Below are 24,962 nucleotides of genomic sequence, written 5' to 3'. Positions count from 1 at the left end.
TAAAAATTACGGCAGATCAGGTGATTACTGGGATGCGGAACTCCTGTGCATCGTATTACGCTCCGCCCGTCGCTCAATCGCTTTGAAAATACGGCAAACATTGAAAGCTACAGGTTGCCATGACGCTCTCCTTGCCCGCCGATGAGAAGGATGAATATTTCGACCGGCTGGTTAACAGGCTGGCCCGCGAACTCTCGACAGGGTTCGGCTACTCACTTGAGGAAGCAGAAAAACACCTGTCTGATTTTTATGAGGACTATGAGAAGAACCGTCCGCCCGGTTGGACTGCCGCCGATTATTTTTGGCACGATGATAGTGCGGTCATTCTGCGCCTTGGCTACGATCTGGCCGGCGGAAATTCGTCCAGCCTGGCGTTTCTGGATTGGAGGAAGGAATGCTGGGAGCCGCTGCGCAATGGCGAGCGGGTTCCTGATCCGCCAAAGTGAATGATCGCCCCCGCCGACAGTCGAGCCCATTGAAACGAATGCCTTTGTGCTTGCGGTACTATGCAGGATTGTTCGCATCGAGATTGGGGCGCGAATTACGGGGACACAACGCGAATGAGCTGGACCACATGGACGATCCACGACGTCATTTTTTTGCCGTTCCTGATGGTCACCCTGCTCGTTACATTCTCGGCACGAGAACGCCTGCGAATGAAAGCGCCAAAGACCAGGCTTGCTATTGGTGGCGCTGGCATCTGCCTGTCGTTAATCATCTTTTTGCAATTATGCGCTTATTACCCAAGCCCGATCCGGGTGCGGATTCGCTGGCTCATGACATAGCGTTAATTGCGTCATGTTCTTTTTTGCCGGACTGCTGATACTGTCAGCCACGCAGATCATCGGTGGGGCCGTTCAAGTATTCAAGCGGTGGCGCTACTATCGGCGCAACGCCCGCTAATCACGACTTTCACAGATTGTACAGCGCCCCACATCTTCAGGTGCGGGCGTGACTGTGGGAGTAGCGATTCACCGTAAACCCTATGCCGGCCATCATAATCGCATCTATTTCTTTGGTTGCCCACGTTCTCGCGCGATCGCCGCACTTTCAGCCTTGAGAGGCCGGGACACAGGGCAGACTTCCTGCGCGTAAGAGCTCAGTGTGTTGACCAGATTGTCCGGCACCAATTGATAATAGACAAATTGTCCACGCTTCTCGCTCTTCACGAGGCCAGCATTTTCCAGAACGGAGAGATGCTGCGACACCGCCGGCTTCGACATTTCAAACCGCGACGCGATCTCCCCGGCGTTGAGTTCCGTGTGCGCGAGGTACGCGAGAATCTTGCGGCGGGGCGTGGAGGCGAGCGCTTCGAAAACCTTCTGCATGCGGATCATTTAAGGGATAAGCTAACTGCTTGACAAGGGGCGCGGCAGGTAATTAAGCAATAAGCTAATTACCTCGGAGATTATGATGACATCCGAACCCGACCGATGCCCCCACTCTGACCGATGCGAGGTCAACACCCTGATCGAAGTACCGGGATGCGATCCCGTTGATGGCGTGGTTCGCTGGGACCCGATCCATTCGCTGTGGAATGGCGGCATGCTTGCGGCCTCGATGGTGTTCGCGCCGCAGCTGTTCAGCCTCAGCGCGTTGCTTGTTTTTGTGACGTTGACGGGAGGCACATTGCTCCTTGGGCACAGCGTCGGCTTTCATCGGCGGCTCATCCACCGCAGCTTCGAATGCCCCCTCTGGCTGGAGCGCAGTCTCGTATGGGCCGGTACTTGCGTCGGGATGAGCGGGCCGTTCTGGATGATCCGGACGCACGATCTGCGAGACTGGGCGCAACGCCAGCCTGATTGCCACGACTATCTGGCTCATCGGAAACCGATGCTGATCGATGGATGGTGGCAACTCCATTGCCGGCTGGTTCTGACGCGGCCACCAGCCTTTGATCTCGGCGATGTCGGGCGCGACCGCTTTTATCGGTTTCTCGAAGCCACCTGGATGGCACAGCAACTTCCGATCGCGCTGATCCTCTTTGCCGGCGGCGGCTGGAGCTGGGTCGTCTGGGGCGTCTGCGTGCGGGTCAGTGCCTCGGTCACCGGACATTGGTTCGTTGGACATCTCGCCCATCGCAAGGGGCCGCAGAGCTGGCTGGTCAACGAAGCCGGCGTGCAGGCGCATGATGTCCCATGGGCCGCCATCCCCACCATGGGCGAGGCGTGGCACAACAACCATCACGCTTATCCCGGGTCGGCGCGGATCGGCCTCTATCCCGGCCAGAGCGACTGGGGCTATGTTTTTATCGTGTTTCTGCGGCGACTTGGGCTCGCATGGGGCATTGCGCTTCCTCAACATCTCGCACGAGATCATGCGCTTACGCGGGTTGCGCGGCCAGATCATCACGAGCCGGGACTATAGGAGCGCAATATTGCTAATTAATATTGTGTCCCCAAAATCCCGTAATTCTTGAGGCCGCGCAGCGCCTCGCGCCTTCGGGCGCCAGGCGTTGTTACGCCTGCTTATTGGCGCTACGCGATGGCAGAGCACCTTCAGGGAATGTCGAGGAATGCAATGTCGGACAGCTTGACCGGGCAACTTCTTCCACACGAGCGAGTGTTATGGGAAGGCAAGCCAGGCACCGGCATCATTCTCCGGCCTGTCGAAGCATTCCTCATCCCGTTCAGCTTGCTGTGGGGTGGCTTCGCACTGTTTTGGAACGTCAGCGTTTGGGCGATCGACGGGAATGGCGCGGACCTGCCATTCAAACTTTTTGGCCTGCCCTTCCTGGTTGCGGGCCTTTACATAACAGTCGGGCGCTTTTGGCTGGATATGCGGATTCGTGGCAACCTTGCTTATTTGGTAACGGATCGCCGCATCCTTATCTGCAAGCGAGGGAGAAGCTCGACGTCGAAATCGATCGATATAAAGCGATTGCCCGCACTTGAGTTTGACGAACGATCAGACGGCACCGGAACGATACGGTTTGGAGCGTCGGGAAACTGGTTCAATGGCGGCAATTTCGGCATCTGGCAGCCGACCTTCGATCAGACGCCGCAATTCATTCGCATCGCCGACGTGCGCGCTGTGTATGAACTGATTCAGAAGCAGGCTGCATAGCCGTCCCAAAAGCGTTGGAACCCCGGCCCAGCTTACGATCTACTTTTGGTCTGAAAGCAAGCGAGCGCCAGCGCCTTGCGGCGCTGGCCAACCATATACTGATGTGGAAATCTTGGTCGGGGCGACAGGATTCGAACCTGCGACCCCCACACCCCCAGTGTGATGCGCTACCAGGCTGCGCTACGCCCCGACCGAGGCGAGCGCGTCTATGCGGGTGTGGCGCAGGATGCAAGCGCCTGTGTCGCCCGGCACCACGAATGTTGCGCGTCCCCGGTGATGATGATAGCGCCCGGCCCTTGTAGCGCGGGGCCTCCGTCCCGCCATCCCGCGATTCAGGTAGACCCATGTTCATCCCCTCCGCCTATGCCCAGACCGCCGGCGCCGCCGCCAATAGCGGCATTGGCTCATTCCTCAGCCTCGCACCGCTGTTTCTCGTCTTCATCGTGTTCTATTTCCTGATGATCCGCCCGCAGCAACGCCGCATGAAGGCGCTCCAGGCATCGGTCGAGGCGGTCAAGAAGGGCGATTCGGTGGTCACCGCCGGCGGCATCCTGGGCAAGGTGACCAAGGTCGAGGACCGCTTCGTCGAGGTCGAGATCGCCCCGACGGTCAAGGTCCGCGTGGTCAAGGCAACGCTCACCGACGTGACCGGCCCGGGCACCGCCAAGCCGGCGAACGACTGACACCATGCTGGATTTTCCGCGCTGGAAAGTAACGTCGATCGTCGCCTTTCTGGTGGCGCTGATGCTGCTCGCCGTTCCGAGCTTTCTCCCCGAAAGCACCACCAACTCCTGGGGCAAGTTCCCGCACCCGCGGATCAATCTCGGTCTCGATCTGGCCGGCGGTTCCTATCTGCTGCTCGAGGCCGATACCAAGGACATCGCGACGAAGCGCGTCGAGCTGATGCGCGAGCAGGTCGCGACGGAAATGCGCCGGGCCTCACCGCGAATCGAGATCGGCGATATCTCGACGCGTGACGGCACGCTGAGCTTCATGCTGCGCGACGTGACCAAGCTCGACGCCGCGCGCGAAGTGCTCAACAAGCTCACGGCCGGGGTCGGCATGACCGGCCAGCGCGACTGGGACCTGAACGTCGTCGATTCAAGCCGCATCGTGATGAAGCCGACCGATGCCGGGCTGAAGGCCGCGGTCGACCAGGCGATGGGTGACGCGACCGAAGTGGTGCGCAAGCGCATCGACGAACTCGGCACGCGCGAACCGACCATCGTGCGCCAGGGCAGCAACCGCATCGTCGTGCAGGTCCCCGGCCTGCAAAATCCCGATGCCCTGAAGAAACTGCTCGGTGAAACCGCCGAGCTCGAATTCAAGCTGGTCGACCTGACCGCCGATCCGGCGCAGATCGCCAAGGGCAATGCGCCGATCGGCAGCATCGTCCTGCCCTATCCGAACAACCCGCAGGGCGCGCCGGTCATCGCGGTCAGGCGTTCGCCGACTATCATGGGCGACCAGCTGACCGACGCACGCCAGTCGTTCAACCAGCAGACCAACGAACCCGAAGTCGTCATCACCTTCGACAGCCAGGGCGGGCGGCGCTTCGCCAACCTGACCCAGGCCAATGTCGGCAAGCCCTTTGCGATCATCCTCGACAAGAAGGTGATCTCCGCCCCCAACATCAACGAACCGATCCTGGGCGGCACCGCGAGCATCTCGGGCAGCTTCACGGTCGAATCCGCCACGCAGCTCGCCATCGCGCTGCGCTCGGGCAAGCTGCCGGTCGCGCTGAAGGTGGTCGAGGAATCGACCGTCGGCCCCGATCTCGGCAAGGAATCGATCCGCGCCGGCATTCTCGCCTCGGTCATCGCGGTCACCGCGGTGGTCGTGTTCATGCTGCTGACCTATGGCCGGTTTGGCGTCTATGCGAACCTCGCCGTGGTGATCAACGTGGTCGTCATCGTCGGGGTGCTGGCATTGCTCAACGGCACGCTGACCCTGCCCGGCATCGCCGGCTTCGTGCTGACCATCGGTACCGCGGTCGACGCCAACGTGCTGATCAACGAACGCATCCGCGAGGAACGGCGCCGCGGGCGCAACGTCGTCCAGGCAGTCGAGCTCGGCTACAAGGAAGCGAGCCGGACGATCTTCGAGGCCAATGTGACTCACGCCATTTCGGGCATCATCATGTTGCTGCTCGGCTCGGGCCCGGTGAAGGGCTTCGCGGTCGTGCTGCTGATCGGCATCGCCACCTCGGTGTTCACCGCCGTCACCTTCACGCGAATGATGGTCGCGCTCTGGCTGCGCAAGGCGCGGCCGACCGACATCAATATTTGATCGGCGAAAACTCATGCGCCTTCTGAAACTCGTTCCCGACAATACGAACCTGCCGTTCGTATCCCTGCGCAAATGGGCGTTCGCGCTGACCATGGCGCTGTCGCTCGCCGCGGTCGGCCTGGTCTGGGCCAAGGGCCTGAACTTCGGCGTCGATTTCGTCGGCGGCCTGATGATCGAGGAAAAATTCGCCACCGACCCGGACCTCAACAAGGTGCGCGAAGCGGTCGACAAGCTCGGTGTCGGCGATGCGACGTTGCAGCAGTTCGGCGATGCCAGGACCTTGACCATTCGCCTGCCGGTGGTGGCGAGCGCCGATGAAGGCGCGACCAACGCCGTGGTCAAGAAGGTCGAGACCGCGCTGGCGACGCAATTCCCCGGCGCCACCTTCTCGCGCTATTCGACCGTGTCGGGCAAGGTGTCGGACGAGCTGATCCGCAACGGCGTGCTCGCCGTGGTGCTGGCGGTGCTCGGCATCGGCCTGTTCGCGATCTTCCGCTTCGAATGGCAGTTCGGCGTGTCGACCGTCGTCGCGATCGTCCACGATCTGCTCATGACGCTCGGCTTCTTCGCGCTTACCCAGCTTGAATTCGACCTCAACATCGTCGCGGCGGTGCTGACCATCATCGGCTATTCGATCAACGACAAGATCGTCATCGACGACCGCATCCGCGAGAATATGCGCCGCTATCGCAAGATGGACATGCCCGGCATCATCGATCTGTCGGTCAACGAAACGCTGCCGCGGACCGTGATGACCTCGCTGACCATCCTGCTTGCGCTTGGCGCGCTGCTTGCCTTTGGCGGCCATGTGCTGCGCGGCTTCACCGCGGCGATGATCCTCGGCATCTTCGTCGGGACCTATTCGTCGATCTATGTCTCGTCGTCGCTGCTGATCTCGCTTGGCCTGCGCGCAGACCCGAACAAGCCCGATGCGCCGACGGCACCCCAGACCGCGGAGCGGGTCGGCCCCAAAGATCGCCCCTGAATGAAAATGGAAAAGGCCAGGACCGATGGCCCGATGATCTCGGGCTTTTCGGCTGGCGGCTTCAAGATCGACGACGGCGTCTATGCCGCGCTGCTCATCACCCCGGTACGCGCCGATGGCTGGACCCCGCCGGCGGTCGCCGAGCTGACCATCGCCGATCTCGAACCGCTGCTGGCGCTCGATCCGCCGCCGGAATTCCTGCTGCTCGGCACGGGCCCGTCGCTGATCCGCCCGCCCGTCTCCCTGGTCCGGGCGATCGAGGCGCGCGGTCTTGGCATCGAGGCGATGGACAGCCGCGCCGCCGCCCGCGCCTGGGCTGTGCTGCGCGGCGAAGGCCGCTGGATCGGCGCGGCGCTCTATCCCCTCGCCTGACGGTCATATTCCGCCTGCGAACGTCGCACGCACCCTCTCGACGCAAGCGCGCCGACCGCGCTAGATGATCGCAAAAGAGGGAGGGAATGATGAAGTCCACCGCGCTACTGCTTGCCCTGATCGCAACACCCGCCGCTGCCCAGACGACCTCACCGCCAACGCCCGGGAACGCGCCGCCGGCGTTGATCAATCCACCGCCGCCGCCCGCGCCGGCCAGCCCCTCGCCCGCCCCCGACTACAAGCAGGATGCGAGCTGGCTGTGCCGGCCGGGCCGAGCCGACGCCTGCGCCGCCAATCAGGACGTCACGGTGATCCGCGCCGACGGCAAGCAGAAGATCGAGAAGTTCAAGCCCGACCTGCAGATCCCGTTCGACTGTTTCTACGTCTATCCCACCGTATCGCTCGATCCGTCGCCCAACAGCGACATGACCGCGGGCACCGAGGAGAAGAATGTCGCGGCATTCCAGGCCGCGCGCTTCACCCAGAAGTGCCGGGTCTATGCGCCGCTTTATCGCCAGGTCACGCTGACCGCGCTGCAGGCCCTGATGCAGGGCAAGCCGACCGCAATGGACCGCGCCATGGCCTATGCCGATGTGAAGGCGGCGTGGGACGATTATCTCGCGCGCGACAATAATGGCCGCGGCGTGGTGCTGATCGGCCATAGCCAGGGCGCCGGCATCCTGAAGGAGCTGATCGCCAGGGAAATCGAGACCAAGCCGCTGGTGATGAAGAACGTCATCTCGGCGATGCTGATCGGCACCAATGTCGCGGTGCCGACCGGTCAGGTGGTCGGCGGCGACCTGAAAAGGATGCCGCTGTGCCGCGCCGATGGGCAATATCGCTGCGTCGTCAGCTACGTCACTTTCCGCGCCGATTCGCCGCCGCCCGCCGGAAGCCGCTTCGGCAAGGTCGCGACCGCCGGCCAGTCGGTCGGCTGCACCAACCCGGCAGCGCTTGCCGGCGGCAAGGCGGTCACCAACGCGATTCTCGGCGCAAAGGGTGCCGGATTCGGCAGCGATACGATGGGCCCCTGGAGCAGCAGCGGTGCGCCGGTCACGACCAGCTTCGTGAAAGTGCCCGGCCTGATTTCGGCCGAATGCGTGTCGAAGGACGGCTTCGACTATCTCGCGGTAACGGTGAATGCCGATCCGAAGGATGCGCGCACCGACACGATCGTCGGCGACGTGGTGGTCGGCGGCCAGCTGCTCAAGGACTGGGGTCTGCACCTGATCGACATGCCGGTCGAGATGGGCGACCTGGTAACGCTCGCCGACCGTCAGGCGGCGGAGTGGCGCGGTATTCCGTGGAAGACGCGGAAATGAGTCGCCAGCTCCGATAGGTGATCATAGAGCGCGGCGGTGTTCGCTTCCCAGGTGAAGCGCGCCGCCGCGTTTCGCGTTTCGTCGCGCGGCACCGGGGCGGCGAGCAGGTCGGCGATCGCCGCGGCGAAGGCGGCCGCCTCGCGCGGCACGATCCGGCCGGCGGCTGGCGTTGTTACCACCTCGCGCGCGCCACCGGCATCGGTGATGACCACCGGTGTACCGCAGGCGAGCGCCTCGACCCAGGCATTGGCAAGCCCCTCCGACGAGGATGCGAGCGCCATCATGTCGGCGGCGGCGAGCAAGGCGGGCAGATCGGCATGCGGCACGCCGCCGAGCAGGCGGGCCCGGTCGCCGATACCGGCCCGCGCGATCTGTGCCTCCAGCGCCGCCCGTTCGGGCCCCTCCCCCGCGATCAGCAGCGACACGCCCGGCAACGACTCGACCGCGCGCAGTACGATGTCATGCCCCTTGCGCGGGATCAGCGCGCCGAGCGACACGACCAGCGGGCCGGCAACGCCGAGCGCCGCTTTGCCCGCGGCACGATCGCGCGGCGCGAAGCGGCCGAGATCGACTCCGGTGCTGTGCACGCGAATCCGGTCCGCCGGCAGGCCGAGCGCCACCATGTCCGCCTTCATCGCCTGCGACACGGCAAGCATGCCCTGCGCCTGCTTTCCCGCAGCGACGACCTGACCGCTGGTCGCGGGAGCCATGCCCCAATGATGCACGTCCGCTCCGCGCGCCTTGATCGACACCGGCACGTCGAAATGCCGACCGAGCGCCACCGCGGCGGGACCATCGGGAAAGAAGAATTCGGCATCGATCACGTCGAAGGGGAAATCGCGACGTATTTCGGTCAGCAGCGGCGTCAGACCGCGCACCAGCGCGGCGACATGGAAGCGCCCTCTGGTGCCCGGGATCGTCGCGAACCTCGGGCGCCAGGCGTCGAGTCCCTTCCACATTTCTCGCCGGGGCAGTGCGGCAAGCGGCCGGTAATGCGCCAGCGTGGCGAGCGGCCAGGGCGGCAGGCCGACCGGCGCGACCAGCCGCAGCTCGACCTCCGGATGCGCGGCGAGGCCCAGAGTCTGGCGCTCGACGAACACGCCGAAATTGGGGCGCGAAACATCGGGGAACAGGGTCGAAAGGGTCAGGACACGAAGCATGGCGGATGCCGCTATACCGAGCGAAGGTTACTTTGACCCTTCTTGTCCGTCAGATCCGCCCGCGGCTCAGATCCTTCTGTCACCCGGATAGGCGAACAGCAGATCGCTGCCGGCCGACGCCACGATCTCCGTCGTCCCTTCGAGCATCAGGCACTCGCCCGCCTGCCACGCGACACCGCCGGCCGTCCCGTCACCGGTTACCGGGATGAGCCAGCCCGACACACCGGCCGGCAATTCGACCGAGCGCGTGCCGCCCGGCCAGCGTTCGAGCACGAATTTCGGCCCTTCGACCAGGAGAATGCGGTCGTCCGCGACCCGGCCCGGCGCGCCTGGCGCGACATAGGGCACGGCATTGGACACGTCGACGCCATCGTCGAGATGCAGTTCGCGCGGGCGGCCATAGTCATACAGGCGATAGGTCGTGTCCGAATTCTGCTGCGTTTCGATCACCGTGATGCCGGCCCCGATCGCGTGGATCGTGCCGCTCGCCGAATAATAGAAATCGCCCGCCTTGACCGGTTTCCAGTCGAGCTTGTGCTCGATCGACCCGTCGAGTGCGGATTGCCTCAGCTCTTCCTTCGACATCGGCTCGAGCGTGCCGAGCGCGATCGTCGACTCGGGTTCGGCGGCCAGCACGACCCAGCATTCGTCCTTGCCGCGCGGCAGGCCCCGCGCCTGGGCCTGGGCGTCGTCGGGATGGACCTGCACCGACAGTTTTTCGGAAGTGAAGAGATATTTGATCAGCAGATCGGCGCCTTCGGGGTCCGGCGCCTCGAACCACACTTCGCCGATCGGCGCGTCGGCGGCCGCCGGATCGGGGAAGCCCGGCCAGAGTTTATGGCGGCCCCAAGGCTTTTCCACCCGGCGCGTGGTGAGCAAGGTCGCGGTCATGTATCGAATCCTTCCGGTGTGCCGAGCTGGCATAGCTGCAACGCACAAATCCCGCCACGCGATCCCGCCACGCGCCACGCCAAAAAACATTGTGAGCGCGCCGCGGGCTGGGCTAAGGGTAGCCGCGATGCGTATCTCAATGTCCCGTCCGCTAGCGCTTGCGCTCATCGCCGCGCTGGCGCTTCCGATCGCCGGTTGCGCCCGCAATCGCGGCAAGAACGACGTTCCCTATGTCGCGCGCGACGTGGGTACGCTGTATTCCGCGGCGAAGAAGCGGCTCGATCAGGGCCGTTACAAGGAGGCCGCGGCGCTGTTCGACGAAGTCGAGCGCCAGCACCCCTATTCGATATGGGCACGGCGCGCGCAGCTGATGAGTTCGTTCAGCAATTATCTGAGCAAGGATTACACCAGCTCGATCCAGTCGTCGCAGCGCTTCCTGTCGGTTCATCCCGGCAACCGCGACGCACCTTATGCCTATTACCTGATCGCGCTCGGCTATTACGAGCAGATCAGCGACGTGACCCGCGACCAGAAGATCACCCAGCAGGCACTCGATTCGCTCGGCGAGCTGACGCGGCGCTATCCCAATACGCGCTATGCCTCCGATGCGCGGCTCAAGATCGATCTGGTCCGCGACCATCTCGCCGGCAAGGAAATGGAGATCGGGCGATTCTACGAATCGCGCGGTCAGTGGCTCGGCGCGACTCTGCGCTTCCGCAAGGTGGTCGATGAGTATCAGACGACCACGCACACGCCCGAGGCGTTGATGCGGCTGACCGAGACGTATCTCGCACTCGGCGTGCCCGATGAAGCGAAAAAGGCGGCCGCAGTGCTTGGCGCGAACTATCCCGGTTCCGACTGGTACGAGCGCGCGTACAAGCTGATCGGCGATCATCCCGCCGTCGCGATGACGCCGATCGCCAAGGGCGAACAGATCATCCCATTGGGCCTGCCCGGCGCGAAACCGACCCTGCCGGGGTCCAACGCGGTCGCGCCAAAGGACGAAAAGGCCCCCGCCTCGTCCAACAGCAGCCCGAGCGGCAACTGACGCTGCGCGGCCGGTGTCGCGGCCGGTCGCGCAAAGAACAATTCCAGAACACCGGAATTTCGGTTAAGGGCGGCACGGAACCATGCTGACCGCGCTCTCCATCCGTGATGTCGTGCTGATCGAGGCACTCGACCTGGAGTTCCATGACGGGCTCGGCGTGCTCACCGGAGAGACCGGCGCCGGCAAATCCATCCTGCTCGATGCACTTGGCCTGGCGCTGGGCGCGCGCGGCGATACCGCGCTGGTGCGACACGGCACGGCGCAGGCCGTGGTCACCGCAAGCTTCGATACGCCGCATCGGGATGGCCCGATCGCGGCATTGCTGAACGAAAACGGCCTCGACATCGATTCCGGCGAACCGCTCATCATTCGCCGTATCGTCAAGGCGGATGGGGGTAGCCGCGCCTTCATCAACGATCAGCCCGCCTCTGCCGGCCTGCTGCGCGAACTCGGCACCCATCTGGTCGAGATCCATGGCCAGCACGACGATCGCGGCCTGCTCGCCCCGAGCGGTCACCGCGCGCTGCTCGACGCATTCGGACGGATCGATAGCGGGCCGGCGGCCCGCGCGCATCGCACCTGGCGCGCGGCGGAAAGCGAACTGGCCACGGCACGCGCCGAACTCCACATCCAGGAACGCGACCGGGAATGGCTCGAGCACGCAGTCGCCGAACTGACCGCCTTCGCCCCCGAAACCGGCGAAGAGGAGATTCTCGCCACGCGCCGCGCCGGCATGCAGCGCGGCGAGAAGATCGCGGACGACCTTCGAGCGATCGCCGACCTGCTCGAAGGGTCGGATGGCGGGCTGGCCCGATTGCGCCAGGCCGCGCGTATTCTCGAACGCGTCGGTGAAGACCATGAGGCGCTGGGCGAAGCGCTGGCGGCAATCGACCGTGCGATCACCGAAGGTGCCGAGGCGCAGGACAAGGTCGATGAGGCGGCGGTCGCGCTGGCATTCGATCCGGCGCGGCTGGAAGAAGACGAGACACGGCTGTTCGACCTGCGCGCGCTGGCCCGCAAGCACCGGGTACAGCCCGACGATCTCGCCGCGCTGACCGAAGAACTGGCCGCAAGGCTGGATCGGATCGAAAGCGGCGGCGCGGGGATCGCCGCGCTGGAACGCGCGCTGGCCGAAGCGGCGAAGACCTATGACACGGAAGCGGACGTACTGACCGCGCGGCGCATCGAGGCGGCGGCGCGGCTCGACGCAGCGGTGAAGGGCGAACTCGCTCCCCTGAAGCTCGACGCGGCGCGCTTCCGCACCGCGATCGCCCCGCTCGCCGCCGAAAGCTGGGGCGCGGCGGGCAAGGACCGGGTCGAGTTCGAAATCTCCACCAACCCCGGAGCGCCATTCGCCGCGCTGACCAAGATCGCCAGCGGGGGCGAATTGTCGCGCTTCATCCTCGCGCTGAAAGTCGCGCTGGCCGAAGAGGGCGGCGCGGCAACGATGATCTTCGACGAGATCGACCGCGGCGTCGGCGGCGCAGTGGCGAGCGCGATCGGCGAGCGGCTCGCCCGGCTGGCGGGCGGCACCCAGTTGCTGGTCGTCACGCATAGCCCGCAGGTCGCGGCGCGCGGCGGCCATCACCTGCTCATTGCGAAAAGCCATGACGGCATCGTCACGCGCACCGGCGTGATTGTGCTCGACGATGCGGCACGGCGCGAGGAAATCGCCCGGATGCTCTCCGGTGCGCGGATCACCGACGAGGCCCGCGCGCAGGCCGACCGATTGCTGGAAACCGCATAGAAACGCCTGGCGCGCAACGCTGCGCGCCAGGGATTCATTGATCGGCTCAGAAGCGGAAGGATCCGCCCAGCGACAGCCGGTTCTGGCGCAGATTCTTGTCGAAATTGGTCCGGTTATACTCGCCGCGCAGCGAGAAGGACGATGTCAGGGCAAGCTCCACGCCGGCGCCATAGGTCCAGCCGCCATCGGTGTGCTTGTAGACTCCGTTGCCGGTCACCTGACCGGTGATCTCTTCCTTGTTGCGCAGCCAGCGATAGCCGCCCCGCCCATAGATCAGCAGGCTTTTCACCGGCATCACACCCGCACGCGCGGTGAGATCATAGGTGATCCCGGGGCGAACCCGGTAGGTGCCGCCCAGAAGCGAGCGCTGCTTGACCGAGCGCCCGCCGGTGCCGATGCCGGCTTCCGCGCCGATCAGGAAGTTGGAACCAAGCGCCGCGTCATAACCGATCGCGCCGCGGATCTTGGCAAGGCCGGCCTTGCTCTCGCCACGGTTCGATACCGGGGCGCCGTTCTGACGCGCCTTGGTGTCGGCGCGGCCGATTTCGACCGTGGCATGCGCGCCGTTGAAGGGCGATGCCCCATCCTGCTCCTGCGCTTGAGCGGTGATTGGCAGCGCGAGTGCCGCAATGGCCAGGAGCGAAAGCGTCGTCTTCATCATGTATCTCCCTGATGACAGTGCGGCCGAAACACACGCCGGCCGATGGACAGGGATATCCAGCGCAATTGTGGAGGTCGGATCAGTATCGTGTAGAGATCATGTGGAGCGGCCCGCGCGCGGCAACCGCATGGTGAAGACCGTGCCGCCGCCATCATGGCTTTCCAGGGTCGCGCTCCCGCCATGGGCTTCGACGATGACGCGCACGATCGCGAGGCCTAGGCCGGTGCCGCCGCTATGGCGCGCACGCGATCCCTCGGCGCGCCAGAAACGGTCAAAGGCGAGCTCGCTGGTCCCGGGCGGCAGGCCCGGTCCGTGATCGACGATCTCCAGCACCCCATCGTCCTCTTCGATCCTGGTATGGATGCGCAGCACACCGCTCTGCGCAGCATAGCGCTGGGCATTGTTGAGCACCGCGCTGATCGCCTGGCGCAGCCTGCCGCCATCGGCGACCACCACGGCGGGAACCAGATCAAGCACGGGGTCGAGGCCGGCGGCTTCCAGATCCGGCCTGACCACGGCCAGGACATGCTCGACCTGTTCCGACAGGTCGACCGCCACCAGGTCGAGCAGCATGCGGTTGGACTTGGCCAGGTTGAGCGTCTGCAGATCGTCGATCAGGCGGCCCAGCCCTTCGACCTGGAAGAGCAGGCCACGCATTTCCTCCGGTCCGCCGGGAAAGACGCCGTCCTCGATGCCGTGCAGGCGCCCCCGCAATATGGTCAGCGGCGTGCGCAGCTCATGCGCCACCGCAGCGGTGCTTTCGGCCAGTTCGCGCTCCGCCCGCTGCAGCGAGCGGGACATCGCGTTGAAATCGGACGCGAGCTGATATTCCTCGCGCGAGGCCCATTTCGGCGCGGATGCCTGAGCCGACAGGTCGCCCTCCGCGACGCGTCGCGCGGCATGGGCGACATTGTTGAGACCGCGGCCAAGGCGGCCGAGCAGGACATATCCGAGTGCGAATCCTGCAGTGGCAGCGAGCAGCGTGAAGAGCGCAAGCGCGGTATTGATCCGTTCGTCGACCAGGTCTTCCATACCCCGGGTTTCCCGGAGATAGGCGGCAAGATCCTCGGTTCGCGGCAGGCGGCTCGCCTCCGACGCCCTGAGCGCGCGGGTCGCTGCCGGTGAGAGTGTCCGCTCGATCCGCTGCTCTTCGATTGAGACGAAAATGGTCATCGTCACCACGAACAGGACGGCATTCATCAGCACGGCGCCCGCCAGGACGATCGCGATCTGACGTGAAAGCGGCCAGCGTCGCCAACGGCGGCGTCGGATCGGGGGCTCGGTCATGATGCCATCAGCCTGTATCCCACGCCCCGCACCACCACGCACAATCCAGCCGCACCGGCCCGATCGAGCTTGCGGCGGAGATTGCTGACATGGCTGTCGACGGTGCGCTCCAGAGCGTTGCTTTCGGGAAGGCATGCGTCGACCAGGTCCCCCCGCGTGAAGACGCGACGCGGTGCGCGGGCGAGATGGGCGAGCAGCCGGTACTCCGTCAGGGTAAGGTCCAAAACCAGGCGGTCGCCGCCCCGTGCGACCGACGCCCGGTAATTTTCCGTATCCACCTCCAGCGTATCGACGCGCAACACGGGGTGGCCGAAATCCTCTCCCCGGGTTCGGCGCAACACCGCCTTGACCCGCGCCACCACCTCCATCGGGTTGAACGGCTTCACCACATAATCGTCCGCGCCGATGCGCAAGGCCGACAGCTTGTCGAGATCCTCCGCCCGCGCCGTCGTCATGATCACCGGTGTATTCTCCCGGCCGCGGATTTCGGTGAGCACCGAAAAACCGTCGCGCCGCGGCAGGCCGATATCGAGCAGCACGAGATCGGGCCGCAGCGTCTTGAGGTGAGTCAGTGCGATCTCGCCATCGCCGGCGCAAACGGTACGGAAACCATCGCGCTCCAGATAGGATTGCAGGATCCGCGCGATTTCGGGTTCGTCCTCGACGATCAGAATCAACGCGTTTTCCACAGCCGGCCAAACTCCTTCGTCAACAAGCGGCTTAGTGCCGTCCGACAATGTTTTCACAGAATTGTGGAGATCGCGTGGAGTGCGAGACCATTGCGCCGGCGGCTGCAGCAATCCCGGCGCCGGTATCTGTCCGGCAGGTGATGATATGCCCGACCCTGGACAGCGCTTGAATCACCGCCGGCAGCAGCACTGCCGGAAGATATGTTACACCGGAATGTACCATATCTCCTGCCGCCGCCGCGTTAGCGTAAGGGTATAATATCCTTGTATTTCAGATACTAAAACCAAATCCAGTTGATGCGATCCACCTTTGCGGCTTCCCGGCGAAGGCCGGGGCCCAGTCGAGAAGGCCGAGGTAACAACGCGAAGCGCAGGCCAACAAATGCTCACCCACCGGGCCCCGGCCTTTGCCGGGGAAGCAGGTAGCGCCGAATCGGTGCGCCTTGAGTCGGTGGCTTTCGGGAAAGCTCGCCGCCTGCAACAACAACGCGCCAGCGCTGGACGCTGTCGCCGGTGCGCACGACATGCCGGTATTACGCGGCGACAAGGCGACAATAGGGCCAGAGTTAAACCCAGAGTTAAACGATGCGACAATTCCACAAAACCATGCTATAGCTCTCTCATCGCGCGAAATTGCCCACAAGCATCGCACGACTGAGAGACCTTCGCGCTCCCGCTTGTTTTAAGCTTCGGAGCTGACCGTTGGACCTCGAAACGCCACTTGGCCAACATCCATTTCGCAACGTCTTCGCCCCATCGGGCGACTGACGCGACCGCCTTCGAGATGCACCGGCCGGGGCCGGACGGTGCTTTCGGTTTTTCTTCCCGGCTCCGTCTACCCAAGGAAATACCTATGCCGATCGGCACCGTAAAATTCTTCAACGCCGACAAGGGCTATGGCTTCATCGCGCCTGAAGGTGGCGGGAACGACGCCTTTGTCCATATCAGTGCCGTTGAAGCAGCCGGCATGCGCACGCTCGATAAGGAGCAGCGCGTTTCGTACGAGCTCGAGCAGGATCGTCGCGGCAAGATGTCCGCTGTGAACCTCGCTTCTGCGTGATTGACACGCGGGCGCCGGATTCGTCCGGCGCCCGCGCGCTTTCACCCGGAACCCCGAGGAGACACCCTACGAATACCACCGCACTGTTCTATCGCGATCGCGCACGTCAGGCTGAGGCCGACGCCGATTCCGCGACCCTCGACAATGTCCGTTCGCGCTGGCTGCGCGCTGCAAAAGCATGGGACGAAATGGCGACTCGCGCCGAAAAAGACCGCCGAACGCCGCTCCGTCAACGAAGAAGCCAAGGCGCTGGCCGGCGAAGACGACGATTAGCGTCTCCGGCCCCGCATTCCGTTAAACCCCCGTTCGTTTCGAGCGCAGTCGAGAACCGGCCCTGGCGCTCGGAACATGTTTCTCGACTGCGCTCGAAACGAACGGGGTCGGGGCATTTGACGCTCCACCGTTTCGCGAACCAATCCCGGTTTGAATCAAAGCCGCTTGATTGCCCCCCGGCCCCTCCGGTAGCGCTGGCGCATGACCGCGCCCCAACCAGCCGATTTGCCCGAAACCGAGGATGAAGCCGCCGCCCAACTGGCGCGGCTCGCCGGCGAGATCGCACATCATAACGCGCTCTATCATACCGATGACGCGCCGGAGATTTCGGACGCGGATTATGACGCCCTGGTCCGCCGCAACGGCGCGATCGAAAAGGCCTTTCCGCATCTGGTCCGTGCCGATTCGCCGAGCGTCCAGATCGGCGCCGCGCCCGCCGGCCATCTTGCCAAGGTCGCGCATGCCAGGCCGATGATGAGCCTGGAAAATGGCTTTGCCGATGAGGACATTGTCGAATTCATCGCCCGCGTCCGCCGTTTCCTGCTGCTGCCCGAGGGTGAGCCCGTTGCGCTGACCGCCGAACCGAAGATCGATGGCCTGTCGTGCTCGCTGCGCTACGAGAAGCGCAAGCTGGTCCGCGCGCTGACGCGCGGCGATGGCCAGGTCGGCGAGGACGTGACCGAGAATGTCCGCACCATCGGCGATATCCCCGCCACCCTGCCCGCATCCGCACCCGATCTCTTCGAAGTGCGCGGCGAGGTCTATATGGACAAGGCCGCCTTCGCCGCGCTGAACGCGCGGCTGCTGGCGGAAGCCGAAGCGGCGGGAGATGCGTCGAAGGCGCGGCAATTCGCCAACCCGCGCAATGCGGCCGCCGGATCATTGCGCCAGAAGGATCCGGGCGTGACTGCCTCGCGGCCGCTGCGCTTCCTCGCCCATGGCTGGGGCGAGACCAGCGCGGTGCCGGGCGAGACCCAGACCGAGGTGGTCGCGGCAATCCGCAGCTGGAACATCCCGGTCGCGACCGCCTTTACCCGCGTCGAGGGGGTCGACGACGCGCTCGCCGTCTATCGCGGCATCGAGGCCGGCCGCGCCGACATGCCGTTCGATATCGACGGCGTGGTCTACAAGGTCGACCGGCTCGACTGGCAGGCGCGGCTCGGCGCCGTTGCCCGCGCGCCGCGCTGGGCGATCGCGCACAAATTCCCCGCCGAGCGCGCGCAGACCCTGCTCGAGCGGATCGACATCCAGGTCGGCCGCACCGGCAAGCTGACCCCGGTCGCGCGGCTGACCCCGGTGACGGTCGGCGGCGTGGTGGTGACCAATGCGACGCTGCACAATGCCGACGAGATTGCGCGGCTCAACGTCTGGCCCGGCGACCGGGTGGTGCTGCAGCGCGCGGGCGACGTCATTCCGCAGATCGTCGAGAATCTGTCGCGCGACGAAAGCCGCGGCGCGTGGCCCTTCCCGACCGTCTGTCCCGAATGCCAGTCCGACGCGGTGCGCGAAGAGGGTGAAGTCGATATCCGCTGCACCGGCGGGCTGATCTGCCCGGCGCAGCGGATCGAACGGCTGCGTCATTTCGTCGGCCGTGCCGCACTCGATATCGAGGGCCTTGGCCTGAAGCAGATCGAGGATTTCTTCCATGACGGGCTGATCCACAGCCCGGCCGACATTTTCCGCCTGACCGAGGAGCAATTGCTCGCGCGCAAGAAGGACGGCCGCGTCTGGGCGACCAATCTGCTCGCCGCGATCGAGGCCAAGCGCACGCCCGATCCGGCGCGCTTCCTGTTCGGGCTGGGCATCCGGCATATCGGCGCGGTCACCGCGCGCGACCTGGTCAAGGCGTTCGGCACGGTCGAGCGCATCGCCGAGGTCGCCGTCGACCCCGAGGCACGCGCGGAACTGGAATCGGTCGAAGGCGTCGGCCCGGTGGTCGCCGAAGCGCTGGTCGATTTCTTCGCCGAGGAGCATAATCGCGAGGCTTGGGCGGACCTGCTCTCCGAAGTCTCGCCCGCCGCCTATGTTTCCAATGTGCGCGAGTCGCAGGTCAGCGGCAAGACCCTGGTGTTCACCGGCAGCCTCGAGACGATCAGCCGCGACGAAGCCAAGGCCCAGGCCGAGGCGCTCGGCGCCCGGGTCGCCGGATCGGTATCGGCCAAGACCGACCTGGTCATTGCAGGGCCGGGCGCCGGATCGAAGCTCAAAAAGGCCGCAGAACTGGGCGTTGCGGTGATCGACGAGGCCGGCTGGGCGGAGATCGTTGCGGCTGCCCAATAACCGGGCAGTGATGCTTTTTTGCAACGCACCATGAAATGAATCTCCGGGGGTCTGGCGTAAGTACCCCGATGTCATCTATCCGAAATAATCGGCGTGCAGGGCGCCCGGTAACGGACAGTGAGCCGTCTGATCAGAGCACGAAGCTCGAAGGGGAACATAAACATGCGAAACAACCTATTCATGGGCGTGGCTGTTGCCGCCCTGATGATTCCGGGCGCCGCGTACGCGCAGTCGACCGGTTCGACCGAATTTGGCGAAGACGACATCGTCGTTACCGCCAGCACCGCGCGCGGTGTTGAAGGAATTGTCATTCCTGATTCGCCCAAGGCGCGTCAAATCTTGACCAACGATATCATCAATCGCAGCGTGCCGGGCAACACCGTGCTTGATGCGCTCAACATCATCCCCGGGGTGAACTTCACCCAGAGCGATCCGTTCGGTTCGGCGGGCGGCAATGTCCGCATTCGCGGATTTGACGGCAACCGCGTGTCGTTGACCTGGGACGGCTTCCCGCTGAACGATACCGGCAACTATGCGGTCTATTCGAACCAGACGCTCGATCCGGAGGTGATCCAGGAGGTCAACGTCAATCTCGGCGCGACCGATATCGACAGCCCGACCGCGAGCGCCGCTGGCGGAACGATCAACTATAAGACCATCACCCCGAGCGACAAATTCGGCGCAATGCTGGTCGGCTCCGCGGGCCAGAATGACTTCATGCGTATCTTCGGCATGGTCCAGACCGGCGAATTGACTTCATTCGGCACCAAGGCCCTGGCGTCCGCCAGCATGGCACGGAACGATAAATTCAAGGGCCCGGGCCGGAACGAGAAAGAACAGTATAACGTCAGCATTTATCAGCCGCTTGGCAGCAATGGTGACTTCCTTCGTCTCTCGGGTCACTTTAACAAGAACCGCAACAACTTCTATCGCAACCCAGGCGTTAATGACCTCCGCACATTGTTCGGCGCGACGAGAATCCCAGCCGCTGCAGCTGCCACTCCAGCCAATCCGATTGATCTGAGCGACTTCAACCACGCCCAGCAGGACATCATCAACAATTTCGAAAATGATGCGATTTGCGCTCGTCCGGTTCGGGGTCCAGGCGCGCAGAACGATGGCGCTGGAGCCGCCGCCGCATGTTCCAATTTCTATGCCGTGCGTATCAACCCGACGAACACCGGCAATGTGCGCTTCAATTCGCGCTTCACGCTGACAGACAAGCTCCTGCTGACGACGGATGCCGCATATCAATATGTGCTCGCCAATGGCGGCGGCAGCACGACACTGGCTGAGAATTCGGCTCGTGCTCGCGGCGGCACGCCTGGCGCTCCCGGTGTCGATTTCAACGGCGATGGTGATTATCTGGATACGGTGCGGTTCTTCACACCAAACAACACCAACACCAACCGCATCACCGGGACGGCATCGCTGATCTACGATATCAACGATCAGAACCGCGTCCGCATCGCCTATACCTATGAGCGTGGTCATCATCGGCAGACTGGCGAATGGGGATATCTGACCCAGACCGGTCTTCCCGAAAGCGTGTTCGGTGGCCGTGGCGATGCCCGTCCGGTGCTTACGGCGGATGGCTATCAGATTCAGCAGCGCAATCGCCTGTCGATCGCTCTGCTCAACCAAATCTCGGGCGAATATGTCGGCAAATTCCTGAATGATGCACTGACCGTCCAGATCGGCGTGCGTGCGCCGTTCTTCAAGCGCCAGCTGGAGAATCGCTGCTTTACCGAAGCCCGTGGTAGCGGCTTCGCCTATTGCACCAGCGAAACCTTCCCGGCCTCGCAGATTATCGCGCCCGGCGGTCTGGTTCCGTCATCCGGACCAACGCCTTATTATGCGCCTTTCAAGAAGACGTATAATTATAACGCGGTTCTGCCTAGCGCCGGCCTGATGTACAAGTTCAGTGACAGCGTGAATGTCTTCGCCAGCTACGCAAAGGGTTTCTCGGCACCGCGTACTGATAATCTCTATCGTTCGCCCTTCGTCGATGTGCAGCCGGAAAAGACCGACTCTTTCGACCTGGGTGTGCGCATGACGAACAGCCGGGTGCAGGCTCAGGCGACCGCCTGGTACATCACTTATAAGAACCGGATTGTTACCTCATACGATTTCGATCAGGGCATCTCGCTCGATCGCAATGTCGGCAAGGTCGACAGCTATGGCGTCGATGCGACCGTAACGGTGAAGCCGACCGACTGGGCGTCGATCACTGCCTTTGGTTCCTACATCCATGCCGAGTTGAAGGACAATGTTCTGCTCAGCGGGTCCGGCGCGACGTCAGTCTTTGCTCCGACCAAGGGCAAGCGCGTCACCGAAACGCCGGAGTGGCAGGTCGGTGGCCGGGCGCTGATCAAGGCTGGCCCAGTCGATCTGGGTACCACTGTAAAGTGGGTCGACAAGCGCTTCGCTACCGACGTCAATGATGTGGTGGCACCAGCTTACATGCTGGTCGATCTCGATGCGCGGCTCAAGCTGAGCGATTTCGGCCTGGAAAAGACGTACCTTCAGTTGAACGTGAAAAACCTGTTCAACGAATTCTATTTCGGCAACATCTCGACGCAGATCAACGCTGCGGCCAACCCGAACTTCTCGGTCGGCTATCCCCGCACGGTGCTCGGCAGCGTTCACGTCGAATTCTGATCGTCTGACCGGACAAAAAATTGGCCGCCATCCCAACCGGGATGGCGGCCTTTTTTGTGCCGGTGATGTAATTCTCGCGGCCAGAAACTCCTGTCCTACCGCATCAACACCAGTTCCTCCGCCATCGACGGATGCAGCGCCACCGTCTGGTCGAAAGCGTCCTTGGTCAGGCCCGCCTTCACCGCAACTGCGGCCGCCTGCAGGATTTCCGGGGCGTCGGGCCCGATCATGTGCAGGCCGAGCACTTTCCCCGTCTCGCTGTCGCAGACCATCTTGTAGAGCGCGCGTTCGTTGCGGCCGGCGAGCACATTCTTCATCGGCCGGAAGTCCGAGGTGTAGACCTTGCATGAGCCGAGCTTGTTCTTCGCCTGGCTCTCGGTCATGCCGACGCCCGCCATGGGCGGGTGGCTGAATACCGCGGAGGGGATGCAGTCATAATCGACCCGGGTCGGCTTGTTGCCGAAGATCGTGTCGGCAAAGGCCTGGCCCTCGCGGATCGCGACCGGGGTCAGCTGCACGCGGTTGGTGACGTCACCGACCGCATAGATGCTCGGGCAGGTCGAGCGATTGTCCTCATCGACCTTGATCGCGCCCTTGTCGTCGGTCTCGACGCCCGCGCTGTCCAGGCCGAGCCCCTTGGTATTGGGATCGCGCCCGGTGGCGAACATCACCGCATCGACCGTGACCGGTTCATGGTTCGACATGCTGACCGTCAGACAGCCATTCTTTTCCTTGCTGATGCCCTCGAACGCGGCATGGAAGCGGAACTCGATCCCCTTCATCATCGAGATCTGCAGCAAGCGGTCGCGGATCGATTCGTCATAGCCGCGCAGAATCACGTCGGTGCGGTTGATCAGGATGACGTGCGCCCCGAGTTGATGGAAGATGCCGGCGAATTCATTGGCGATATAGCCCGCGCCCGCGATCAGGATGCGCTTCGGCACCGCGTCGAGATGGAACGCCTCGTTCGAGGTGATGCCATGTTCATGCCCCGGGCAATCCGGCACCGACGGCGTCGCGCCGGTCGCAACGAGGATGATCTTCGCGGTGACCTCTCGCCCGCCGGCGAGCTTCACGCTGTTCGGGCCGGTGATGACCGCGCGTTCGGCGATGATCTCTACGCCGTGATTTTCCAGCGTCGCGGTATAGGCGGCGTTGATCCGGTCGACCTCCTCCAGCACATTGTCGCGCAGCACGGGCCATTCGAAGTCGCAATCGGGCACGTTCCAGCCGAAGCGGCGCGCATCGGCCAGATCCTCGGCGAAATGCGCGCCGTAGATCAGCAACTTCTTGGGCACGCAGCCGCGAATGACGCAGGTGCCGCCGACGCGATACTCCTCCGCCACCGCGACCCTGGCGCCATGCGCGGCCGACACGCGCGCCGCGCGCACCCCGCCCGAGCCTGCGCCGATGACGAACAGGTCATAGTCGTATTTGGGAGCGGTCATTCTTTACCCTCGTCAAAAGAAAACCGTTCGTGCTGAGCTTGTCGAAGCACCGTTCTTCCTCTCTCGCTTCCGGAAAAAGAACGGCCCTTCGACAAGCTCAGGGCGAACGGAAGTTATATGCGGTCAGCCAAATGCCCGCTTGATCAGGTCGTCGGTGGAAGCATCGAAGCTTTGCCCGCCGGCAATTGCCGCCTTGGCCATCTCCTTGCCCAGCTCGACGCCGAACTGGTCGAACGGATTGATGCCGAGCAGGATCGCATTCACGAACACGCGGTGCTCATAGAAGGCGATCAGCGCGCCCAGGCTGCGCGCGTCGAGATCGTCGAGCAGGATGGTCGAGGACGGCCGGTCGCCCGAATAGCTGCGCGCCGGATCCTCGACCTGCTTGCCCGCCATCAATGCGGCGCCCTGCGCAAAGGCGTTGAGCAGCAATTGCCGGTGATGATCCTCGGCCAGCGTATCGCCCGCCTCGATCACCGCGACGAATTCGACCGGCACGAGATGCGTGCCCTGATGGAGCAGCTGGAACACGGCATGCTGCGCGTCGGTGCCGACTCCGCCCCAGGTGATCGCGGCACTCGGGCGGCCAAGCGGCTTGCCGTCGGTGGTCACGCCCTTGCCGTTCGATTCCATCTCCAGCTGCTGAAGATAGGAGGGCAGCAGCCGCAGCCGTTCGTCATAGGCGAAGGTCGCACGCGTCTCGGCATGACGCACCTGCGTGTAATAAAGGTCGGCAAAGGCGGCGAGCGCGGGCGCATTCTCGTGCAGCGCGGTCAGCCGGAAATGCCGGTCCATCTCGGCCGCGCCTTCGAGCAATTCCTCGAAACAATCCCAGCCGAGCGCCAGCGCTGCGGGAAAGCCGATCGACGACCAGAGCGAATAGCGCCCGCCGACCGATTCGCTGAACGGCAGGATGCGCGTTTCGTCGACGCCCCATTCCAGCGCCTTGTCGGGATCGGCGGTCAGCGCGACGACACGGCCGTAAATATCCTCGACGCCGTGCTCGGTCATCCATTGCAGCACGCTTTGCGCGTTGAGCATCGTCTCGGTGGTGGTGAAGGTCTTCGACGCGATGACCAGCAGGGTCGCCGCCGGATCGAACCTGGCGAATGCCTCCTCCAGCGCGACGCCATCGACATTGGACACGATCGCGACATCGTAGCGCCCCGCCTCGCGGCCGAGCGCATCGACCAGCAGGTCCGGCCCGAGCGCAGACCCGCCGATGCCGACATGCAGGATATGGCGGATCGGCCCGAGCGCCTCGCCCTCGATCGCATCGATCAGCGCGCGCATCCGCGCATGGAGCGCGCGCGCCCGTGCGACGCTGTCCGCCTTGCCTTCGCCGCGCTCGGCAGTGTGCTCGGCCGCACGGCCTTCGGTGACGTTGATCTCTTCGCCGGCGAACAGCGCCTCGCGCTTGCCCGCCAGCCCCTGCGCCTTGGCCAGCGCTTCGAACGCGCTCACTGCCTCTGCCGTCAGATGCGTTTTCGACCAGTCGAAATGAATGCCCGCGACGTCGGCGGAGAAGCGCGTCACCCGGTCCGGGTCGTCCGCGAACAGGCTTTTCAGCGGAATCGCGGGAAGCGCCTCGATCTTGGTCCAGTCGGCTGCGGGCATGGGTACCTCAATATTTGCTGTCGCCAGTGTCGATGTGGTGCGCTTAGGGTCCATACTCAATGGCCGCAAGGCAACCGCCAGCTTGACGCCCTGCCCGCGCATGCCC

Annotated in this window: 23 protein-coding genes and 1 tRNA gene; 15 read left to right on the top strand and 9 right to left on the bottom strand. The window is 63.9% G+C overall.

All coding sequences use genetic code 11. The annotated features are described in order from the left end of the window. Positions 1–119 precede the first annotated feature (119 nt). Both H3Z74_RS01435 and H3Z74_RS01430 read left to right on the top strand, forming a co-directional pair. Positions 120–446: a hypothetical protein gene (locus H3Z74_RS01435; RefSeq protein ID WP_187762254.1), complete on the top strand. Its 327-nt coding sequence runs from the start codon at positions 120–122 to the stop codon at positions 444–446. A 114-nt stretch (positions 447–560) separates the two neighbouring features. Beyond that, a complete protein-coding gene (locus tag H3Z74_RS01430) occupies positions 561–785 on the top strand; it encodes a hypothetical protein (RefSeq protein ID WP_187762253.1) in 225 nt (74 codons plus the stop codon). 222 nt (positions 786–1,007) lie between these two features. Here H3Z74_RS01430 and H3Z74_RS01425 read toward each other — a convergent pair whose 3' ends face one another. Beyond that, a complete protein-coding gene (locus H3Z74_RS01425; RefSeq protein WP_187762252.1) occupies positions 1,008–1,328 on the bottom strand; it encodes a metalloregulator ArsR/SmtB family transcription factor in 321 nt (106 codons plus the stop codon). A 175-nt stretch (positions 1,329–1,503) separates the two neighbouring features. On the opposite strand from H3Z74_RS01425, the gene H3Z74_RS01420 reads away from it, so the two are divergent. Beyond that, positions 1,504–2,367 carry an acyl-CoA desaturase gene (locus H3Z74_RS01420; RefSeq protein ID WP_229726817.1) on the top strand — a complete coding sequence of 288 codons (864 nt, stop codon included), beginning with the start codon at positions 1,504–1,506 and terminating at the stop codon, positions 2,365–2,367. Between the two features lie 153 nt (positions 2,368–2,520). Then, on the top strand, positions 2,521–3,066 hold the full coding sequence (locus H3Z74_RS01415) for a PH domain-containing protein (protein ID WP_187762250.1): 546 nt from the start codon (positions 2,521–2,523) through the stop codon (positions 3,064–3,066). A gap of 113 nt (positions 3,067–3,179) precedes the next feature. Here the strand turns inward: H3Z74_RS01415 and H3Z74_RS01410 are convergent. Then, positions 3,180–3,256: transfer RNA gene (locus H3Z74_RS01410), tRNA-Pro, on the bottom strand. Between the two features lie 154 nt (positions 3,257–3,410). On the opposite strand from H3Z74_RS01410, the gene yajC reads away from it, so the two are divergent. The 5 genes from yajC to H3Z74_RS01385 all read left to right on the top strand — a co-directional run bounded on the left by yajC (position 3,411) and on the right by H3Z74_RS01385 (position 8,034). Beyond that, a complete protein-coding gene (gene yajC, locus H3Z74_RS01405; protein WP_187762249.1) occupies positions 3,411–3,749 on the top strand; it encodes a preprotein translocase subunit YajC in 339 nt (112 codons plus the stop codon). Positions 3,750–3,753: 4 nt separating this feature from the next. Further along, the gene (secD, locus tag H3Z74_RS01400; RefSeq protein WP_187762248.1) at positions 3,754–5,355 is read left to right on the top strand and encodes a protein translocase subunit SecD; all 1,602 of its coding nucleotides are present in this window, start codon (positions 3,754–3,756) and stop codon (positions 5,353–5,355) included. 13 nt (positions 5,356–5,368) lie between these two features. Continuing rightward, positions 5,369–6,340 (top strand): protein translocase subunit SecF, encoded by a 972-nt coding sequence (gene secF / locus H3Z74_RS01395; protein WP_187762247.1) that lies wholly within the window; start codon positions 5,369–5,371, stop codon positions 6,338–6,340. Next, complete coding sequence (locus H3Z74_RS01390) at positions 6,341–6,712, top strand: Mth938-like domain-containing protein (RefSeq protein WP_187762246.1); 372 nt, start codon at positions 6,341–6,343, stop codon at positions 6,710–6,712. An 89-nt stretch (positions 6,713–6,801) separates the two neighbouring features. Further along, positions 6,802–8,034, top strand: a complete 1,233-nt coding sequence (locus H3Z74_RS01385; protein ID WP_187762245.1) for a DUF3089 domain-containing protein — start codon at positions 6,802–6,804, stop codon at positions 8,032–8,034. Here the strand turns inward: H3Z74_RS01385 and H3Z74_RS01380 are convergent. Together H3Z74_RS01380 and H3Z74_RS01375 are read right to left on the bottom strand one after the other, a co-directional pair. Then, positions 7,989–9,194 (bottom strand): glycosyltransferase, encoded by a 1,206-nt coding sequence (locus H3Z74_RS01380; RefSeq protein WP_187762244.1) that lies wholly within the window; start codon positions 9,192–9,194, stop codon positions 7,989–7,991. The genes H3Z74_RS01385 and H3Z74_RS01380 overlap by 46 nt on opposite strands. Before the next feature lie 66 nt (positions 9,195–9,260). After that, entirely contained in the window at positions 9,261–10,085 is an 825-nt protein-coding gene (locus H3Z74_RS01375) for a class I mannose-6-phosphate isomerase (RefSeq protein WP_187762243.1), read from the bottom strand. A 127-nt stretch (positions 10,086–10,212) separates the two neighbouring features. On the opposite strand from H3Z74_RS01375, the gene H3Z74_RS01370 reads away from it, so the two are divergent. Both H3Z74_RS01370 and recN read left to right on the top strand, forming a co-directional pair. Continuing rightward, positions 10,213–11,133, top strand: coding sequence for an outer membrane protein assembly factor BamD (locus H3Z74_RS01370; RefSeq protein WP_187762242.1), 921 nt, complete (start codon positions 10,213–10,215; stop codon positions 11,131–11,133). A gap of 82 nt (positions 11,134–11,215) precedes the next feature. Beyond that, positions 11,216–12,880, top strand: a complete 1,665-nt coding sequence (gene recN, locus H3Z74_RS01365; RefSeq protein ID WP_187762241.1) for a DNA repair protein RecN — start codon at positions 11,216–11,218, stop codon at positions 12,878–12,880. Positions 12,881–12,926: 46 nt separating this feature from the next. Here the strand turns inward: recN and H3Z74_RS01360 are convergent, their stop codons facing one another. From H3Z74_RS01360 to H3Z74_RS01350, 3 genes are all read right to left on the bottom strand, one after another. Then, positions 12,927–13,538, bottom strand: a complete 612-nt coding sequence (locus tag H3Z74_RS01360; RefSeq protein WP_187762240.1) for an outer membrane protein — start codon at positions 13,536–13,538, stop codon at positions 12,927–12,929. Positions 13,539–13,637: 99 nt separating this feature from the next. Continuing rightward, complete coding sequence (locus H3Z74_RS01355) at positions 13,638–14,828, bottom strand: ATP-binding protein (protein ID WP_187762239.1); 1,191 nt, start codon at positions 14,826–14,828, stop codon at positions 13,638–13,640. After that, a complete protein-coding gene (locus tag H3Z74_RS01350; protein WP_187762238.1) occupies positions 14,825–15,517 on the bottom strand; it encodes a response regulator in 693 nt (230 codons plus the stop codon). Before H3Z74_RS01350 ends, H3Z74_RS01355 begins: the two co-directional genes overlap by 4 nt. Before the next feature lie 853 nt (positions 15,518–16,370). Between H3Z74_RS01350 and H3Z74_RS01345 the strand changes: the two genes are divergently transcribed. From H3Z74_RS01345 to H3Z74_RS01335, 4 genes are all read left to right on the top strand, one after another. After that, entirely contained in the window at positions 16,371–16,577 is a 207-nt protein-coding gene (locus H3Z74_RS01345; RefSeq protein WP_034159288.1) for a cold-shock protein, read from the top strand. A 144-nt stretch (positions 16,578–16,721) separates the two neighbouring features. Continuing rightward, positions 16,722–16,850, top strand: coding sequence for a hypothetical protein (locus H3Z74_RS24585; protein WP_268234761.1), 129 nt, complete (start codon positions 16,722–16,724; stop codon positions 16,848–16,850). 201 nt (positions 16,851–17,051) lie between these two features. Beyond that, entirely contained in the window at positions 17,052–19,130 is a 2,079-nt protein-coding gene (ligA, locus tag H3Z74_RS01340; protein ID WP_187762237.1) for an NAD-dependent DNA ligase LigA, read from the top strand. A 162-nt stretch (positions 19,131–19,292) separates the two neighbouring features. After that, entirely contained in the window at positions 19,293–21,791 is a 2,499-nt protein-coding gene (locus tag H3Z74_RS01335) for a TonB-dependent receptor (RefSeq protein WP_187762236.1), read from the top strand. A gap of 95 nt (positions 21,792–21,886) precedes the next feature. Here the strand turns inward: H3Z74_RS01335 and gorA are convergent, their stop codons facing one another. Further along, positions 21,887–23,239, bottom strand: coding sequence for a glutathione-disulfide reductase (gene gorA / locus H3Z74_RS01330; RefSeq protein ID WP_187762235.1), 1,353 nt, complete (start codon positions 23,237–23,239; stop codon positions 21,887–21,889). A gap of 123 nt (positions 23,240–23,362) precedes the next feature. Continuing rightward, positions 23,363–24,856, bottom strand: coding sequence for a glucose-6-phosphate isomerase (pgi, locus tag H3Z74_RS01325; RefSeq protein WP_187762234.1), 1,494 nt, complete (start codon positions 24,854–24,856; stop codon positions 23,363–23,365). Positions 24,857–24,962: the final 106 nt, after the last annotated feature.

Origin of the sequence: Sphingomonas alpina (assembly GCF_014490665.1) — a bacterium.
Taxonomy (GTDB): Bacteria; Pseudomonadota; Alphaproteobacteria; order Sphingomonadales; family Sphingomonadaceae; genus Sphingomonas; species Sphingomonas alpina.
Note: the sequence above shows the minus strand (reverse complement) of the source record. Positions and strands in the feature narration are given on the sequence as shown.